Raw genomic sequence first — 17,609 nt, 5'->3', positions numbered from 1 at the left:
TATAGGTATCGCTCTTTATTCTCTCCGTCTTATGCTGATCAGATATAGATGTACCGTGAAGGCATCTGTATAATCCCCCGATTACGAGCAATGTACAGTATAAGAAAATGGCAAAAATTGGTTTTATATCACTAGGTTGTCCGAAAAACCTCGTCGATTCTGAGCGCATCCTGACCGAACTTCGTACCGAAGGCTATGATGTTGTGCCAAGCTACGACGACGCGGATATGGTTATCGTTAATACCTGCGGCTTTATCGACAGTGCGGTTCAGGAGTCCCTGGAAGCAATTGGCGAAGCGCTGAACGAGAACGGTAAGGTGATCGTCACCGGCTGTCTGGGCGCGAAAGTCGATCAGATCCGTGAAGTCCACCCGAAGGTACTGGAAATCACCGGGCCGCATAGCTATGAACAGGTTCTGGAGCACGTTCACCACTATGTGCCAAAACCAAAACACAACCCGTTCCAGAGTCTGGTTCCTGAGCAGGGCGTCAAGCTGACTCCTCGCCATTACGCCTATCTGAAGATTTCCGAGGGCTGTAACCACCGCTGCACGTTCTGCATTATTCCATCCATGCGCGGCGATCTGGTGAGCCGTCCGATTGGCGACGTCCTTAGCGAAGCCAAGCGTCTGGTCGATGCGGGCGTGAAAGAGATTCTGGTAATTTCTCAGGATACCTCAGCGTACGGTGTAGATGTGAAGCATCGTACCGGTTTCCATAACGGCGAGCCGGTCAAAACCAGCATGGTTGATCTGTGCGAACAGTTATCAAAACTGGGGATCTGGACGCGACTGCATTACGTCTACCCCTACCCGCACGTTGATGATGTGATCCCGCTGATGGCGGAAGGGAAAATCCTGCCGTATCTGGACATCCCGTTACAGCATGCCAGCCCGCGTATTCTTAAACTGATGAAACGCCCGGGCTCCGTGGACAGACAGCTGGCGCGCATCAAGCAGTGGCGTGAAATCTGCCCTGAACTGACGTTGCGATCCACTTTCATTGTTGGTTTCCCGGGTGAAACGGAAGAAGACTTCCAGATGTTGCTCGACTTCCTGAAGGAAGCGCGTCTGGATCGCGTGGGCTGCTTTAAATACAGCCCGGTAGAAGGCGCTGGCGCTAATGACCTGCCGGATCAAATCCCGGAAGAGGTGAAAGAAGAACGCTGGAACCGCTTTATGCAATTGCAGCAGCAGATCTCTACTGAACGTTTGCAAGAGAAAGTGGGCCGCGAGATTCTGGTTATCGTTGATGAAGTTGACGAAGAAGGCGCAATTGGTCGTAGCATGGCTGATGCTCCAGAAATCGACGGCGCGGTATACCTGAATGGTGAAACCAAGGTGAAACCTGGCGATATCATCCGCGTGAAGGTCGAAAACGCAGATGAATACGATCTGTGGGGCACCCGCGTTTAATTAGCGTAACCCAACGTAGGCCGGATAAGGCATTTATGCCGCATCCGGCAATGCCTGATGGCGACGCTGAAGCGTCTTATCAGGCCTACGGTTTATCCTTTTATCTTCGGGTCCAGCGCGTCGCGCAGACCATCTCCCAGTAAGTTAAACGCCAGCACCGTCAGGAATATCGCTACCGCCGGGAAAATCGCCACGTGCGGCGCGATCACCATATCAGCGCGCGCTTCATTAAGCATTGCCCCCCACTCCGGCGTCGGCGGCTGTGCGCCTAATCCCAGAAATGACAGGCTTGCGGCAGAGATGATCGACGTGCCAATTCGCATGGTAAAAAAGACCACGATCGATGAGACCGTTCCAGGCAGAATATGGTTGAAGATGATGGTCGCATCGCTGGCACCAATACTGCGCGCAGACTCAATAAACGTCTGTTGCTTCAGCACCAGCGTATTCCCACGCACCAGGCGCGCGAAGGCTGGAATGGAGAAAATGGCTACGGCAATGATCACGTTAGCAATACCGCTGCCCAGCACGGCAACCACGGCTATCGCCAGCAATATCCCCGGAAAGGCGAACAGCACATCGCAGATTCGCATGATCAGTCGATCCCACCAGCCTTCGTAGTATCCCGCCAGCAGCCCCAGTACCGTACCAATCGCCGCGCCAATAAATACGGCAAAGACTCCTGCCGCCAGCGAGATTTGCGCACCAACCAGCACGCGGCTAAAGATATCCCGTCCCAGTGAGTCAACGCCAAACCAGTGCAGCATCGACGGCCCATCATTCAAACGGTCATAATCGAAGTAATTCTCGGCATCAAATGGCGTCAGCCAGCGGGCAAAAATCGCTACCATGATCAGGAGCAATACAAACAGCCCAGCGACCATCGCCATGTGCTGTCGACGGAACCGACGCCAGAACTCATGCCACGGTGTGCGTATCTGCTCTGGCTTAACAAGGGGCATCGCATTTAAAATCGCCTGTCGGCGCCAGTTAAAAAATCGCATCCTTACTTGTACCTGATAGCCGGATTAATGGCAGCGTAGAGCACATCCACCACTAAGTTAATAAGAATAAATTCCAGAGAAAACAACAGCACCTCGGCCTGAATCACCGGGTAGTCGCGCATTTCGACGGAGTCCACCAACAGTCGCCCAAGCCCGGGCCAGTTGAACACCTTCTCAACCACGATTGATCCACCAAGCAAAAAGCCAAACTGTAGTCCCATCATGGTGACCACCGGGATCATCGCATTACGCAGACCATGTTTTAACACCACCCAGGTTTCACTCACCCCTTTAGCCCGCGCGGTGCGCATATAATCTTCGCTAAGCACATCAACAAACGAGGCGCGAGTAAATCGGGCTAACACCGCAGCCACCGCCGCGCCCAGCGTAATAGACGGGAGGATGTAGTGAAGCCAGGTGTCTGCGCCCACGGTAGGCAACCAACCGAGTTCAACGGAGAATATCTGCATCAGCAGCATGCCAAGCGCAAACGCCGGGAACGAGATCCCGGTGACCGCCAGCGTCATGCTTAATCTATCCGGCCAGCGATTTCGCCATACGGCAGCAATGATCCCCGCCGTCATACCAAACAATACCGCCCACGCCATACTGACAATAGTCAGCCATAGTGATGGCATAAAACGACTGGCTATCTCTTCAGATACCGGGCGACGAGAAACCATCGAGGTGCCAAAATCGCCTTGCAACACGTTAGTCATGTAATGCCAGAACTGAACATGCAGCGGCTGGTCCAGACCCAGCTGCTTGCGCACCAGTTCAATAACCTCGGCGTCAGCTTCCGGTCCGGCAATCAGCCGGGCCGGATCGCCGGGTAGCAGGTGAACAAATAAAAATACCAGCACCGCAACAATCAACAGAGTTGGAATCAACCCCAGCAGGCGCTTGAAAACATAGTTAAGCATCAGGCTCCCTTCGTCGGCCCCTGGGCTGCGGGGCCGAATGCATAGCTTATTTTAAATCCGCATCATCAAAACTAAATCCGGTATCCGGCATAATCCAGAACCCGGTCAACCGGGTACTGTGCGCCGAAATCAGTTTTTCCACCACCAGCGGGATCCACGGCGACTCTTTCCAGATAATATCCTGCGCGTCTTTGTACAGCTTCGCTTTCTGCGCCGGATCGTTAGTTTGCAACGCTGCCGCTAAATCACTGTCCACCTGCTTATTGCTGTAGAACGCCGTGTTAAACAGAGTTGGCGGCCAGTTTTGTGATGCAAACAGCGGTGACAGCGCCCAGTCAGCTTCACCCGTAGACGCCGACCAGCCGGTGTAGAACATCCGTACCCCACTCTCTTTCTGCGCTTTACCTTCAACTTCCGCGGCGCGCTGACCGGCATCCATCGCTGTTACCTGAGCCTTAATGCCCACCTGCGTCAGCTGCTGCTGGGTAAATTGCAGCACTTTCTGCGCGGTACTGTGGTTATGCGAAGACCATAGCGTAGTGGTAAAACCGTTCGGATAACCTGCTTCTTTCAGCAGTTCGCGCGCTTTCGCCGGGTCGTAGGGCCACGGCGTATAGCTTTGCGCATAGGCTATCGACGGGGGGAGAACGCCGGTTGCCGGCGTCGCGTAACCAGCAAAAGCCACTTTCACCAACGCCTGGCGGTTGATGGCATAATTCAGCGCCTCACGCACTTTTGGGTTGTCGAACGGTTTTTGCGTGACGTTCATGCTGATATAACGCTGCATAATAGACGGACTGGCCACCAGTTCCAGGTTTTTGTTCTTCGCCAACAGCGACGCCTGCTCGTATGGGATCGGGAAGGCAAACTGCGCTTCCCCAGTTTGCAGCATGGCCGCACGCGTGTTGTTGTCGGTCACCGGACGCCAGGTAATCGTATCCAGCTTTGGCAGCCCTTGCTGCCAGTAGCCCGCGAACTTCTTAACCTTCACAAAATCCGTCTGATTCCAGGTATCAAGCTGGTACGGCCCGGTCCCCACAGGATGGAAACCGATCTCCTTACCGTATTTCTCCAGCGCGGCGGGAGAAATCATCGCCGTTGCCGGGTGCGCCAGAATATTGATAAAGGCAGAGAACGGCTGTTTCAGCGTAATCTTCACCGTCGACGGATCGACGACTTCGGTTTTATCGATATTCTTATACAGGTTGTAACGTTTCAGATGGTTTTCCGGGTTACTGGCCCGATCGAGGTTAGCTTTTACCGCATCGGCATTGAAGTCGGTTCCATCCTGAAACTTCACCCCCTGGCGCAGCTTAAGGGTATAGGTCAGCCCATCATCAGAAACCGTATAACTCTCCGCGAGCACATTTTTCAGTTTCATCTCTTTATCAAGGCCAAACAACCCCTGATAAAACGACTTCGCTACCGCCTGTGACAACGTGTCATTCGCGTCATAGGGGTCGAGCGTCGTGAAATTGGACCCCACGGCTACCACCACATCTTTGGCGGCCCAGCCAGGCGATGCGGCCAGTGCAGAGACCACTCCCACAGCAACCAGCCATTTTCGAGCAACAATTTTTGTCATGTTATTCTCCTTAAACCCTGCCTGCCTGTTATAAACGCGAAAGCGCATTTTCTGGTAGCGGACGCGCAACATAATGCCCCGGACCAACTAACTGGAGTGATACGGGGGAAATCTCTTCGCCACGTTTACGAATATTGCTGGGGATATCGTCCGACAACAGCACGCGCTGGGGACGGTGATGGGATGGATCGGCGACCGGAACCGCCGCCATCAGCTTGCGAGTGTACGGATGTTGCGGATTTTCAAACACCGCCCGCCGGGTGCCTATCTCAACGATCTGCCCAAGATACATCACCGCCACACGGTGACTGATCCGTTCCACCACCGCCATATCGTGGGAAATAAACAGGTATGCGATACCCAATTCTCGCTGCAGGTCGAGCATCAGGTTGATGATTTGCCCACGAATTGAAACATCCAGCGCCGAGACAGATTCATCGGCAATAATCACTTTGGGATTGAGCGCCAATGCCCGTGCAATACAGATACGCTGACGCTGACCGCCGGAAAACTCGTGCGGATAGCGCCAGGCATGCTCAGGTAGCAAGCCTACACGTTCCAACAACCATGCAACCCGTTTTGACCCCGCATCGCCCTGCAATAACCCATGTACCCGTAGCGGCTCCAGAATGGAATATCCCACGGTCTGGCGCGGATCGAGCGAAGCATACGGATCCTGGAAGATAAACTGAATATCCCGACGCAGCGGCTGCAACTTGCTGGCAGCAAGGGTATCAATACGCTGTCCGTTGAAAATGATTTCCCCACGCTGAGACTCAACCAGGCGCAGCAGCGCCCGCCCGGTGGTGGATTTCCCGCAGCCCGACTCCCCCACCAGTGAGAGCGTTTCTCCCGGCCACAGGTCAAAGCTGACGTTTTCCACTGCATGCACCTCGCGAGTCACGCGATTTAGAATGCCGCTGCGCAGAGGAAAACGCGTCACCAAATTACGTACCCGCAGAATAGGCTCGCCTTCAACCACGGTGTCCTGCTCGGTCTGCGGTTCTACATGACTGGGATCGTGCAATGAAATGAGCGGGAAACGGCGCGGAAGCTCATGCCCGTTCATCGCCCCAAGCTGCGGCACGGCTGCCAACAGCGCTTTGGTATAGGGATGCTGGGGAGCGTGAAAAATTTGTTCAACGCTGCCGGTTTCTACCGCCTCGCCCTGATACATCACCAGCACGCGGTCAGCAATATCCGCCACAACGCCCATATCGTGGGTAATGAAGATCACTCCCATCGACATATCCTGCTGCAACACTTTTATCAGTTGCAGGATCTGCGCCTGAATGGTGACATCTAACGCGGTCGTCGGCTCATCGGCAATTAAAACCGCAGGGCGACACGACAGTGCCATGGCGATCATCACCCGCTGGCGCATACCGCCGGAAAGCTGGTGTGGATAACGCGATAAAATCGCCTTCGCCTCGGGGATACGCACCTGATCGAGCATCCGCTTCGCTTCTACCATCGCCTCTTCATGGCTGGCGCCCTGGTGCAAGCGTATAGACTCAGCAATTTGCTCGCCCACGGTAAACACCGGATTGAGCGATGTCATAGGCTCCTGGAAGATCATCGCGATATCCGCACCGCGCACGTGACGCATTTGTGATGCGCTCTGTTCACCCAGCTCAATAACCTGCCGGTTGCGGCGTCGCAGCAGCATTTCATCGCAGCTTACCTCGCCGCCTGCTTGTTCAATCAGATGCATCAGCGACAAGGCCGTTACCGACTTTCCTGAACCGGACTCACCAACAATCGCCAGCGTTTCGCCACGCTTCAGGCGAAATGACAGATTACGCACTGCGCTGACACGCTGCTGCTCCTGTTCAAAGGCAATATTCAGATTGCTGACTGCCAGCACGTCGCTGGCATCAAGCTCATCACTGTGTGGCAACGCTATCTCCTTTTTCCCGATAAATACCGGTGGTTGGCGTATCGCCTGCATATCCCCAGGCGCGGTACATGCCTTCGCTATTAAACGGCAAGGCGACATTGCCCTCATGATCGATAGCAATTAAACCGCCACTGCCGCCAAGCGCCGGTAATTTTTCCATCACGACGCGTTCACACGCTTCGGATAAACTCAGGCCGCCATAGTCCATCAACGCCGCAATGTCATAGGCCGCCAGCGCACGAATAAAGACTTCCCCGGTTCCGGTGCAGGAGACTGCCACACTTGCGTTATTGGCATAACAGCCTGCGCCGACCAACGGACTGTCACCCACCCGCCCAGGTAATTTGTTGGTCATTCCCCCGGTCGATGTTGCGGCCGCCAGATTGCCAAACATATCTAACGCGACCGCCCCCACGGTACCCATTTTGTTGTTTTCATCCAGCGGGCTCGCGCTATGGTCCAGCACCGTTTCACCCGCTGTTCGCGCCGCCAGTAGTTGAGCGTAGCGTTCTGGCGTCGAGAAAATATCCGCTGATACGCGCTCCATACCCTGCGCAATGGCAAAGTTTTCAGCCCCTTCACCTATCATCATGACGTGTGGGCTGTGTTCCATTACCAGGCGCGCCGCGAGAATCGGATTGCGTAAATGGCTGACTCCGGCGACGGCTCCCGCATTAAGCGTGTTACCGTCCATCACGCAGGCATCCAATTCATGGGTTTCATCACGGGTATACACCGCGCCAATTCCGGCATTAAACAACGGACACTCTTCCAGTAAGCGCACGGCTTCGGTCACCACATCCAGTGCGCTACGACCGTCTTCAAGCATCCGCTGGCCGGTTTCAACGATATCCGACAGCGCCTGTATATAACGCAACTCTTGCTCCTGGCTCAGCTGCGAACGGGTGATAGCCCCTGCGCCGCCGTGAATTGCAATGACTGCTTTACCCATTTTTTTCGTCCATTAGGTGGCAGGTACCGGGGTTATAAATATCAGAATTTCTGTGACTTATTGATTCGATTTTTGAATATAGAAAGATGCAGACGTCATGTAAAGGTAAAGGCCCGTACCTCACGCCCCATCCCATCAGGTTATTTAGATGAGTTAAACAGAAAGAGTATCTTCCAACATCGTTGAATATATTATTCAAGCCGATCGGCAATCTGTTTTTTTGCATAAAACACAAAGCGTTCAACAGATGGCATAGACGCAGCCCAGTTCTTTTTGGTTAACCCCAGGTATTCTGCACGTGCGGCTTGCAGCGTATCAGCATACTCATCGGGTAATTGCGGTATAAGCCAGGAGGCAGCTTCATCTTTAGCGACAATATTGCCCGTAACTACGCTGTACCAAATACGCGCCAGAGTAAGGATGATATTTCGCTCGTCACCCTCTAAATCGCCCGGTTTCTGCCACATATCAAGGATATGCCGAAACGTTTGCAAGACATCGCTAAAAGGGATGACGTTGAATAACGTCTCAGCGGGTTCACCGAACAACGCTACGCTGACGCGCCGGGCCTGGGTCAGCAGGATGGAAAGATCAGGATCCACCTGTCTCGGTTCAAAAATTCCCGCGCGAATATCGTCACGCAACCATTCGCCAAATTGCATTTCTCTTGACGGTGGGAATTGCCACGGCACAAGTTGTGAATAGACCACGATGGTCACTTCCAGCGCCCGATAGCTATCAACGCTGCCAGGCGGTGCTGATATTTCCAGAAACCCCTGCATCAGATCTTTTATTTGCCGGGTATTCAGTGGCTGCCTAATGGTAACTAGTAAATCGATATCGCTTTGGGGCTTTAAGCCACCTTCAACAGCAGAGCCATACAAATGAACAGCAACCAGGTCGCCCTCGATAATCCGCGCAATCAGTGCACTGGCGGCATTCACCTGTTGTCGAATTGAATTCGGGATAGTCGCAGCCATTTAGCCTCCTGGAAAAAAGCAGAAATAATGAGTCTATACTGCATTTTTCCTGTAGCGCTATTCTCTGGCAGAAAACCTGTCTCAGATCGGATCCTAAGCCTGAGGTAGCATACTGTCCGCGTCCATTTTCTGACATAATGAGCGGATTCGATTTTGCCCCGCAGGAGTCTTCTCATGGAATTTACCGCCGGACTGATGCCGCTTGAAACGGCTCTCTCTCAGATGCTTTCGCGTATTACCCCACTCACCGCCGTCGAAACGCTGCCCCTGGTTCAATGCTTTGGCCGCATTCTGGCCACCGACGTCATCTCCCCGATTGATGTGCCGGGATTCGATAACTCGGCAATGGATGGCTATGCGGTGCGATTAGCCGATTTACAATCAGACCAGCCTCTTGCGGTGGCTGGCAAAGCCTTTGCTGGTCAACCATTCCACGGCGAGTGGCCTGCGGGAACCTGCATCCGCATTATGACCGGTGCCCCGGTGCCTGCCGGTTGTGAAGCGGTGGTGATGCAGGAGCAAACGGAACAAACTGACGACGGTGTGCGTTTTACCGCCGAGGTCCGCAGCGGACAAAATATTCGTCTGCGCGGTGAAGATATCGCAAACGGCGCGGTGGTATTCCCTACCGGAACTCGTCTGACAACCGCCGAGCTTCCTGTTCTGGCCTCGCTCGGCATTGCCGAAGTACCGGTCGTTCGCAAAGTTCGCGTGGCGTTGTTCTCCACCGGTGATGAGCTGCAACTGCCGGGTCAACCGCTGGGCGACGGGCAGATTTATGACACAAACCGTCTGACCGTTCACCTGATGCTGCAGCAACTGGGCTGCGAAGTGATCAACTTAGGAATTATTCGCGACGATCCCAACGCGCTGCGGGCCGCGTTTATCGAAGCCGACAGCCAGGCCGATGTCGTCATCAGCTCTGGTGGCGTTTCGGTAGGCGAAGCGGATTACACCAAAACCATTCTGGAAGAGCTGGGAGAAATTGCCTTCTGGAAGCTGGCCATCAAACCCGGTAAACCGTTCGCGTTTGGTAAACTGAGCAACAGCTGGTTTTGCGGCCTGCCGGGTAATCCGGTTTCTGCGGCCCTCACCTTTTATCAACTGGTGCAACCGCTGCTGGCGAAACTCAGCGGAAACACCGCCTGTGGGTTACCTGCGCGCCAGCGCGTGCGCACAGCCTCACGCCTGAAGAAAACGCCAGGGCGTCTGGATTTTCAGCGCGGTGTATTGCAGCGTACCGCGGAAGGCGAACTGGAAGTCACCACCACCGGACACCAGGGCTCGCATATTTTTAGCTCCTTTAGCCAGGGCAACTGCTTTATCGTGCTGGAGCGCGATCGCGGTAACGTTGAGGCCGGAGAATGGGTTGAGGTCGAGCCGTTTAACGCACTGTTTGGAGGCCTGTAATGGCGGAACTCAGCGACCAGGAGATGATGCGCTATAACCGGCAAATCATTCTGCGCGGCTTCGATTTCGAAGGTCAGGAAGCGCTCAAAGATGCGCGGGTACTGGTCGTTGGTCTGGGGGGACTGGGATGCGCAGCAACCCAGTACCTTGCGGGCGCTGGCGTCGGACATTTAACCCTGCTCGACTTTGACACGGTCTCCGTGTCGAACCTCCAACGCCAGACGCTGCACAGCGATGCAACCGTCGGGCAACCCAAAGTGCTATCCGCCCGTGACGCGCTAGCGCGGATTAACCCTTATATCGCCATTACGCCGGTGAATGCGCTGCTTGACGATAGCGAGATTCACGCGCTTATTGCCGAACACGATTTGGTGCTGGACTGTACGGATAACGTCAGCATCCGCAATCAGCTGAATGCCGGATGTTTTGCCGCCAGAGTCCCGCTGGTTTCCGGTGCAGCTATTCGCATGGAAGGACAAATTACCGTATTTACATACCAGGACGGTGAGCCCTGCTACCGTTGCCTGAGTCGTCTGTTCGGTGAAAATGCCCTGACCTGCGTAGAAGCCGGAGTGATGGCCCCGCTGATCGGCGTGATCGGATCGTTACAGGCGATGGAAGCCATTAAGCTACTGGCAAACTACGGTAAACCGGCATCCGGAAAAATCGTCATGTACGATGCCATGACCTGCCAGTTTCGCGAAATGAAGCTGATGCGCAACCCGGGGTGTGAGGTTTGCGGGCAGTAAAAAAGTCGGGTGGCGGCTTCGCTTTACCCGACCTACAACGGCTCCAACGTAGGCCGGGGAAGCGTTAGCGCCATCCGGCAACAGCATCAGATCGACGTGCGTCCAAATGCACTCTGCCAGTCGTGCTCAAACTTCGCGACGGCAGCATCAACCGCCGGAGAGCTAATCATCTGCTGAGCAACGTCCAGCGGTAGCGTGATGGACTCGCAGCCCGCCAGCAGACAATCCAGCGCCTGACGCGGTGTTTTAAAACTGGCTGCCAGTACTTTGGCGTGCGGAGCATGCATTTTCAGTAACGTCTGCAGGTCGGTCACCGTCTGAATGCCATCCCCTCCTTGCGCATCCACGCGGTTGACGTATGGCGCAACGTATTCCGCACCCGCCAGAGCAGCCAATAACCCTTGAGCAGCACCGTATACCGCGGTACCCAGCGTCGGGATCCCTTCTTCTTTTAGAAGCTTAATCGCCGCCAGACCTTCTGCTGTCACCGGCACTTTGACCACGATATCAGCAATGATTGCCCGCAGTTTACGCGCATCGCTGACCATACCTTCGGCGGTGGTCGCCATTACCTGAGCAAACAGACGCCCTTGCCCTCCCATCGCTTCCTGCAGTTGCGGCAGTAGTACTTCCAGCGTCTGGTTCCCTGCCGCCACAATGCTCGGGTTAGTGGTCACCCCAGCCAGCGGGAAAATGCGCGCCAGAGCTTTTACCGCATCAACATCAGACGTATCTAAATAGAGTTCCATAACCTTTCCTCAAACGAATAATTAGCATGAATAAAAGGTAGCACGGCGAAACCTCACTGTTAGTTGACGCACGTCAATATAACTTTCATTCGAAAGTAATTTAATCTTTATACGAAAGAAAAGAGGTCGCTTATGATTTTCAATATCCAGCGCTACTCCACGCATGATGGCCCCGGTATTCGTACCGTGGTGTTCCTTAAGGGATGCTCCCTGGGCTGTCGGTGGTGCCAGAATCCGGAAAGCCGCGCCCGCACGCAGGACCTGCTTTATGACGCGCGTTTGTGCCTCGACGGTTGCGATCTCTGTGCTCAGGCTGCACCCGCGGTGATTGAACGGGCGCTGGGCGGATTACTTATTCATCGCGAAAAACTGACCGATGACGCACTCACCGTACTGACCGACTGCTGTCCGACTCAGGCGTTAACCGTCTGCGGAGAGGTAAAAAGCGTGGACGATATCATGGAGACCGTATTGCGAGATAAACCGTTTTACGACCGCAGTGGCGGAGGCCTCACCCTGTCCGGCGGTGAACCGTTTATGCAGCCAGAGCTGGCAGCTGCTTTGCTCAAAGCCAGCCACGACGCAGGCATTCATACCGCGGTGGAAACCTGTTTGCATGTCCCGTGGAAGTATATTGAACCATCATTACCTGACGTCGATCTGTTTCTGGCAGATCTAAAACACGTTGCAGATGCGCCGTTTAAACAATGGACCGATGGGCGTGCCTCTCGCGTACTGGAAAATCTAAAAAAACTGGCTGCCGCCGGTAAAAAAATGATTATCCGCGTACCGCTGATTCAGGGATTCAACGCAGACGAAGCCGCTATTCAGGCCATTACCGATTTTGCCGCCGATGAGCTTCACGTCGGTGAGATCCATTTCTTGCCCTACCACACCCTGGGCATCAACAAATACCACTTACTCAGTCAACCCTACAACGCACCGGATAAACCGCTTGATGCGCCAGCACTGCTCGAATTTGCCCAGCAGTACGCCAGCCTTAAAGGTTTAACTGCGACCCTACGAGGATAATTGCCATGACCACTCTGAAACTGGACACACTCAGCGACCGTATCAAAGCGCATAAAACGGCCCTGATCCACATCGTGAAACCACCGGTTTGTACCGAGCGCGCCCAGCACTATACCGAGATGTATCAGCAACACCTGGATAAGCCTATCCCGGTACGTCGCGCACTGGCGCTAGCCCATCATCTGGCGGAACGCACCATCTGGATCAAACATGACGAACTGATCATTGGTAACCAGGCAAGCGAAGTGCGTGCCGCGCCTATCTTCCCGGAATACACCGTCTCGTGGATTGAAAAAGAGATCGACGACCTCGCCGACAGACCGGGCGCAGGCTTTGCGGTAAGCGAAGAGAACAAACGTGTATTGCATGAGGTGTGCCCATGGTGGCGTGGTCAAACCGTGCAGGATCGCTGCTACGGGATGTTCACTGATGAGCAGAAAGGGCTGCTGGAAACCGGTATTATCAAAGCCGAAGGTAACATGACCTCCGGCGACGCACACCTGGCGGTAAACTTCCCGCTGCTGCTGGAAAAAGGTCTCGACGGCCTGCGTCACAAAGTCGATGAACGTCGCTCCCGCATCAATCTGACATGTCTGGAAGACCTCCATGGCGATCAGTTCCTGAAAGCGATTGATATCGTGCTGGAAGCCGTCAGTCTGCACATTGAGCGCTTTGCCGCGCTGGCACGTAAAATGGCATCCATGGAAACCCGCGCCAGCCGTCGAGATGAACTGCTGACCATGGCGGAAAACTGTGATGTTATCGCCCATGAGCCGCCAAAAACGTTCTGGCAGGCGCTGCAGCTGTGCTATTTTATCCAGTTGATCCTGCAAATTGAATCAAACGGTCACTCGGTGTCGTTTGGTCGTATGGATCAATACCTCTACCCGTTCTATCGTCGTGACGTTGAACTGAACCAGAGTCTTGATCGTGAGCACGCTATTGAACTATTGCACAACTGCTGGTTGAAACTGCTGGAAGTGAACAAAATCCGTTCCGGCTCCCATTCGAAAGCCTCGGCGGGCAGTCCGCTGTATCAGAACGTGACCATTGGTGGTCAAAACCTGGTCAACGGCCAGCCGATGGATGCCGTCAACCCGCTCTCCTACGCGATTCTGGAGTCCTGCGGCCGTCTGCGTTCTACGCAGCCAAACCTGAGCGTGCGTTATCACGCGGGGATGAGTAATGACTTCCTTGATGCCTGCGTGCAGGTGATCCGCTGCGGTTTCGGGATGCCAGCCTTTAACAACGATGAAATCGTCATACCGGAATTCATTAAGTTGGGCATTGAACCGCAGGATGCCTATGACTATGCGGCCATTGGGTGTATCGAAACCGCAGTCGGCGGGAAATGGGGCTACCGTTGCACCGGCATGAGCTTTATTAACTTTGCCCGCGTGATGCTGGCGGCACTGGAAGGTGGGCGTGATGCCACCAGTGGCAAAGTCTTTCTGCCACAGGAAAAAGCGCTCTCGGCTGGTAACTTCAACAATTTCGACGAAGTGATGGATGCCTGGGATACGCAAATCCGCTACTACACGCGTAAATCCATAGAAATTGAGTATGTCGTCGACACCATGCTGGAAGAGAACGTGCACGATATTCTGTGTTCCGCGCTGGTAGACGACTGCATTGAACGGGCGAAAAGCATTAAGCAAGGCGGCGCGAAGTATGACTGGGTATCGGGTTTGCAGGTGGGTATTGCCAACCTCGGTAACAGCCTGGCAGCAGTGAAGAAACTGGTCTTTGAACAGGGCGCTATTGGTCAACAACAGCTGGCCGCCGCGCTGGCCGATGATTTTGACGGTCTGACCCATGAGCAGTTACGCCAACGACTGATCAACGGCGCGCCGAAATATGGCAACGATGACGATAGCGTTGATACGCTGCTGGCCCGCGCTTATCAGACCTATATCGATGAACTGAAACAGTATCATAATCCGCGTTACGGACGTGGCCCGGTTGGCGGCAATTACTACGCCGGGACCTCATCTATTTCGGCAAACGTGCCGTTTGGCGCAGCAACGATGGCAACGCCGGATGGCCGTAAAGCACACACTCCGCTGGCAGAAGGCGCAAGCCCGGCCTCCGGTACGGACCATCTCGGCCCAACGGCGGTAATTGGTTCGGTGGGTAAACTGCCGACCGGTTCGATTCTCGGCGGCGTGCTGTTAAATCAGAAGCTCAACCCGGCCACGCTGGAAAATGAATCCGATAAGCAAAAGCTGATGATCCTGCTGCGTACCTTCTTCGAAGAGCACAAAGGCTGGCATATTCAGTACAACATTGTCTCCCGTGAAACGCTGCTGGAAGCCAAAAAACACCCGGATCAATATCGTGACCTGGTGGTCCGTGTAGCAGGTTATTCCGCCTTCTTCACTGCGCTTTCTCCGGATGCGCAAGACGACATCATCGCGCGTACTGAACATATGCTGTAAACAATATTGTCGGCCGGATGAGATTCCACACCGCCATCCGGCACGCTACCCTACCCATTGCCGGATGCGCTGACGCTTATCCGGCCTACAACGACTCTCCCCGTAGCCGGGTAAGGTGAAGCTACCATCCGGCTTTTTACTTTCATTCGAAATTAAATTTGTGCTACAGGTCACATTGTTATTAGAATGTTTCTGGTTGCAGTAATCGCCAGGAGCCTATCTTTATGACCATCAAAGTTATCGTCACCGATATGGACGGAACTTTTCTCGACGACGCCAAGAAATACGATCGTGCACGTTTTATGGCGCAGTATCAGGAACTGAAAAAACGAAATATCGAATTTGTCGTGGCCAGCGGCAACCAGTATTACCAGTTGATCTCCTTTTTCCCGGAGCTTAAAGACGAAATATCGTTTGTCGCTGAGAATGGCGCGCTGGTTTATGAGCATGGCAAACAGCTGTTTCACGGCGAGCTTACCCGCCACGAGTCCCGTATTGTCATTGGTGAACTGCTAAAAGATAAGCAGCTCAACTTTGTGGCTTGCGGGCTGCAAAGCGCTTACGTTAGCGAAAATGCGCCAGAGTCCTTTGTCGCATTGATGTCAAAACACTACCATCGCCTGAAACCCGTAAAGGATTATCAGGATATCGACGATGTGCTGTTCAAGTTCTCGCTAAATTTACCGGACCAACAAATCCCATTGGTTATCGATCACCTGCATGCTGCGCTGGACGGCATTATGAAGCCCGTCACCAGCGGCTTCGGGTTTATCGATCTGATCATTCCGGGCCTACATAAAGCCAACGGGATCAGCCGCCTGCTTAAACGCTGGAACCTGTCACCGCAAAACGTAGTCGCCATTGGCGATAGCGGAAACGACGCGGAAATGCTGAAAATGGCGCACTACTCTTTCGCCATGGCCAACGCGGCAGAGAATATCAAAGCGATTGCTCGCTATCAGACCGACGACAATAACCATCAGGGCGCGCTGAACGTAATTCAGGCTGTGCTGGATAACACCTCCCCTTTTAACGTCTAATCCTGCCAACCGGGGTATCCCTCATCCCGGTTTTTACTCTTTTTCTATTTTGCTCACTCCATCAAGTTTTAAACTTGCGTTAACTAAATTTTAACTTATATTATCATCTGTAAGTTAGTTAAGTTTCGAATGAAAGTTGATGCGAGGTGGATATGGCTTTTACTTTTACCAGCGACACGCTGCCCGCCGATCACAAAGCGGCAATCCGGCAGATGAAACAGCAACTGCGGACACAGCTTGGGGATGTTCAGTTAATCTTCAATCAGTTGAGCGATGCTATCGCCACCCGCGTGGCGGAAATCAACGCCCTCAAAGCGCAAGGTGCCCCGGTGTGGCCGGTGATATCTTATGCAGATATCAAAGCGGGCCACGTAAGTGCAGAGCAGCGTGAAGAAATTAAGCGTCGCGGATGCGCAGTCATTAAAGGTCATTTCCCTCGCGAACAGGCTCTCGACTGGGACAGCTCAATGCTGGACTATCTGGACCGCAACCACTTTGACGACGTCTATAAAGGACCCGGCGATAATTTCTTCGGTACTCTGAGCGCATCACGGCCTGAAATCTACCCCATCTACTGGTCCCAGGCGCAGATGCAGGCCCGCCAGAGTGAAGAAATGGCCAATGCACAGTCGTTCCTCAATCGTTTGTGGACCTTTACAAGCGAAGGTAAACAATGGTTTAACCCGGATATCAGCGTTATTTACCCTGACCGCATTCGCCGTCGACCGCCGGGAACCACGTCTAAAGGGCTGGGCGCGCATACGGATTCCGGCGCGCTGGAACGCTGGCTTCTTCCGGCATATCAGCAGGTCTTTGCTCATGTTTTCAATGGCAAGCTGGAAGATTACGATCCGTGGCAGGCGGCGCATCGCACTGAGGTAGAAGAGTACACGGTGGATAACACCACCAAATGTTCGGTATTCCGTACCTTCCAGGGCTGGACTGCACTGTCCGATATGCTGCCAGGTCAGGGATTGTTGCATGTGGTCCCGATCCCTGAAGCGATGGCGTATGTGCTGTTACGCCCATTGCTTGACGATGTGCCAGAAGATGAACTTTGCGGCGTTGCGCCCGGCCGGGTGCTGCCGATTTCCACGCAATGGCATCCTCTGCTGATTGAAGCGTTAACCAGCATTCCACAACTGGACGCCGGAGACTCCGTCTGGTGGCATTGTGATGTGATTCACTCCGTCGCACCGGTGGAAAATCAGCAGGGTTGGGGTAACGTGATGTACATTCCTGCCGCACCGATGTGCGAAAAGAATCTGGCCTACGCCCACAAAGTGAAGGCCGCGCTGGAAAAAGGTGCGTCGCCGGATGATTTTCCACGGGAGGATTATGAAACTAACTGGGAAGGACGCTTCACGCTGGAGGATTTGAATATCCACGGCAAACGCGCGCTGGGGATTGTTTAATTTTATATACCCTTATC

The 17,609-nt window shown here is 53.8% G+C and carries 14 protein-coding genes; 7 read left to right on the top strand and 7 right to left on the bottom strand.

Annotated elements, in window-relative coordinates; all coding sequences use genetic code 11:
• Window positions 1–107 precede the first annotated feature (107 nt).
• Entirely contained in the window at window positions 108–1,415 is a 1,308-nt protein-coding gene (gene rimO / locus OGY13_RS03260; protein ID WP_213752069.1) for a 30S ribosomal protein S12 methylthiotransferase RimO, read from the top strand.
• A 92-nt stretch (window positions 1,416–1,507) separates the two neighbouring features.
• On the opposite strand, the gene gsiD is transcribed toward rimO, so the two are convergent.
• The 6 genes from gsiD to OGY13_RS03230 all read right to left on the bottom strand — a co-directional run bounded on the left by gsiD (window position 1,508) and on the right by OGY13_RS03230 (window position 8,759).
• Window positions 1,508–2,419 carry a glutathione ABC transporter permease GsiD gene (gene gsiD, locus OGY13_RS03255; protein WP_003831612.1) on the bottom strand — a complete coding sequence of 304 codons (912 nt, stop codon included), beginning with the start codon at window positions 2,417–2,419 and terminating at the stop codon, window positions 1,508–1,510.
• 2 nt (window positions 2,420–2,421) lie between these two features.
• The gene (gsiC, locus tag OGY13_RS03250; RefSeq protein WP_213752070.1) at window positions 2,422–3,342 is read right to left on the bottom strand and encodes a glutathione ABC transporter permease GsiC; all 921 of its coding nucleotides are present in this window, start codon (window positions 3,340–3,342) and stop codon (window positions 2,422–2,424) included.
• Window positions 3,343–3,388: 46 nt separating this feature from the next.
• Complete coding sequence (gene gsiB, locus OGY13_RS03245; RefSeq protein WP_213752071.1) at window positions 3,389–4,927, bottom strand: glutathione ABC transporter substrate-binding protein GsiB; 1,539 nt, start codon at window positions 4,925–4,927, stop codon at window positions 3,389–3,391.
• A gap of 28 nt (window positions 4,928–4,955) precedes the next feature.
• Complete coding sequence (gene gsiA, locus OGY13_RS03240; protein WP_057067350.1) at window positions 4,956–6,827, bottom strand: glutathione ABC transporter ATP-binding protein GsiA; 1,872 nt, start codon at window positions 6,825–6,827, stop codon at window positions 4,956–4,958.
• A complete protein-coding gene (gene iaaA, locus OGY13_RS03235; RefSeq protein WP_003836974.1) occupies window positions 6,814–7,779 on the bottom strand; it encodes a beta-aspartyl-peptidase in 966 nt (321 codons plus the stop codon). The genes gsiA and iaaA overlap by 14 nt, the downstream gene beginning before the upstream one ends.
• 191 nt (window positions 7,780–7,970) lie before the next feature.
• Window positions 7,971–8,759 carry an aminoglycoside adenylyltransferase family protein gene (locus OGY13_RS03230; RefSeq protein ID WP_213752072.1) on the bottom strand — a complete coding sequence of 263 codons (789 nt, stop codon included), beginning with the start codon at window positions 8,757–8,759 and terminating at the stop codon, window positions 7,971–7,973.
• A 174-nt stretch (window positions 8,760–8,933) separates the two neighbouring features.
• Between OGY13_RS03230 and moeA the strand changes: the two genes are divergently transcribed.
• Together moeA and moeB are read left to right on the top strand one after the other, a co-directional pair.
• Window positions 8,934–10,169: a molybdopterin molybdotransferase MoeA gene (moeA, locus tag OGY13_RS03225; protein WP_191226235.1), complete on the top strand. Its 1,236-nt coding sequence runs from the start codon at window positions 8,934–8,936 to the stop codon at window positions 10,167–10,169.
• Window positions 10,169–10,918, top strand: coding sequence for a molybdopterin-synthase adenylyltransferase MoeB (moeB, locus tag OGY13_RS03220; protein ID WP_057067348.1), 750 nt, complete (start codon window positions 10,169–10,171; stop codon window positions 10,916–10,918). Before moeA ends, moeB begins: the two co-directional genes overlap by 1 nt.
• Window positions 10,919–11,004: 86 nt before the next feature.
• On the opposite strand, the gene fsa is transcribed toward moeB, so the two are convergent.
• Window positions 11,005–11,667, bottom strand: a complete 663-nt coding sequence (gene fsa, locus OGY13_RS03215; protein ID WP_003836983.1) for a fructose-6-phosphate aldolase — start codon at window positions 11,665–11,667, stop codon at window positions 11,005–11,007.
• 132 nt (window positions 11,668–11,799) lie between these two features.
• Between fsa and OGY13_RS03210 the strand changes: the two genes are divergently transcribed.
• From OGY13_RS03210 to OGY13_RS03195, 4 genes are all read left to right on the top strand, one after another.
• Window positions 11,800–12,699, top strand: a complete 900-nt coding sequence (locus OGY13_RS03210; protein WP_213752073.1) for a glycyl-radical enzyme activating protein — start codon at window positions 11,800–11,802, stop codon at window positions 12,697–12,699.
• Window positions 12,700–12,704: 5 nt separating this feature from the next.
• On the top strand, window positions 12,705–15,137 hold the full coding sequence (locus tag OGY13_RS03205; protein ID WP_213752074.1) for a glycyl radical protein: 2,433 nt from the start codon (window positions 12,705–12,707) through the stop codon (window positions 15,135–15,137).
• Between the two features lie 224 nt (window positions 15,138–15,361).
• Window positions 15,362–16,177, top strand: a complete 816-nt coding sequence (locus OGY13_RS03200; protein ID WP_213752075.1) for a Cof-type HAD-IIB family hydrolase — start codon at window positions 15,362–15,364, stop codon at window positions 16,175–16,177.
• Window positions 16,178–16,329: 152 nt separating this feature from the next.
• A complete protein-coding gene (locus tag OGY13_RS03195; protein ID WP_213752076.1) occupies window positions 16,330–17,592 on the top strand; it encodes a DUF1479 domain-containing protein in 1,263 nt (420 codons plus the stop codon).
• The last annotated feature ends 17 nt before the right edge of the window (window positions 17,593–17,609 follow it).

The sequence above is a fragment of the Citrobacter sp. Cpo045 genome, assembly GCF_030332875.1.
GTDB classification, from domain to species: Bacteria; Pseudomonadota; Gammaproteobacteria; order Enterobacterales; family Enterobacteriaceae; genus Citrobacter; species Citrobacter portucalensis.
This window is presented reverse-complemented; position numbering and strand designations above follow the sequence as displayed.

Bases quoted from the DNA above. Each gene is read 5' to 3' on its own strand.
- rimO (WP_213752069.1), top strand. From the start codon at position 108: ATGGCAAAAATTGGTTTTATATCACTAGGTTGTCCGAAAAACCTCGTC.
- moeB (WP_057067348.1), top strand. From the start codon at position 10,169: ATGGCGGAACTCAGCGACCAGGAGATGATGCGCTATAACCGGCAAATC.
- OGY13_RS03200 (WP_213752075.1), top strand. From the start codon at position 15,362: ATGACCATCAAAGTTATCGTCACCGATATGGACGGAACTTTTCTCGAC.
- OGY13_RS03205 (WP_213752074.1), top strand. From the start codon at position 12,705: ATGACCACTCTGAAACTGGACACACTCAGCGACCGTATCAAAGCGCAT.
- gsiB (WP_213752071.1), bottom strand. From the start codon at position 4,927: ATGACAAAAATTGTTGCTCGAAAATGGCTGGTTGCTGTGGGAGTGGTC.
- moeA (WP_191226235.1), top strand. From the start codon at position 8,934: ATGGAATTTACCGCCGGACTGATGCCGCTTGAAACGGCTCTCTCTCAG.
- gsiD (WP_003831612.1), bottom strand. From the start codon at position 2,419: ATGCGATTTTTTAACTGGCGCCGACAGGCGATTTTAAATGCGATGCCC.
- OGY13_RS03230 (WP_213752072.1), bottom strand. From the start codon at position 8,759: ATGGCTGCGACTATCCCGAATTCAATTCGACAACAGGTGAATGCCGCC.
- iaaA (WP_003836974.1), bottom strand. From the start codon at position 7,779: ATGGGTAAAGCAGTCATTGCAATTCACGGCGGCGCAGGGGCTATCACC.
- fsa (WP_003836983.1), bottom strand. From the start codon at position 11,667: ATGGAACTCTATTTAGATACGTCTGATGTTGATGCGGTAAAAGCTCTG.
- OGY13_RS03195 (WP_213752076.1), top strand. From the start codon at position 16,330: ATGGCTTTTACTTTTACCAGCGACACGCTGCCCGCCGATCACAAAGCG.
- OGY13_RS03210 (WP_213752073.1), top strand. From the start codon at position 11,800: ATGATTTTCAATATCCAGCGCTACTCCACGCATGATGGCCCCGGTATT.
- gsiC (WP_213752070.1), bottom strand. From the start codon at position 3,342: ATGCTTAACTATGTTTTCAAGCGCCTGCTGGGGTTGATTCCAACTCTG.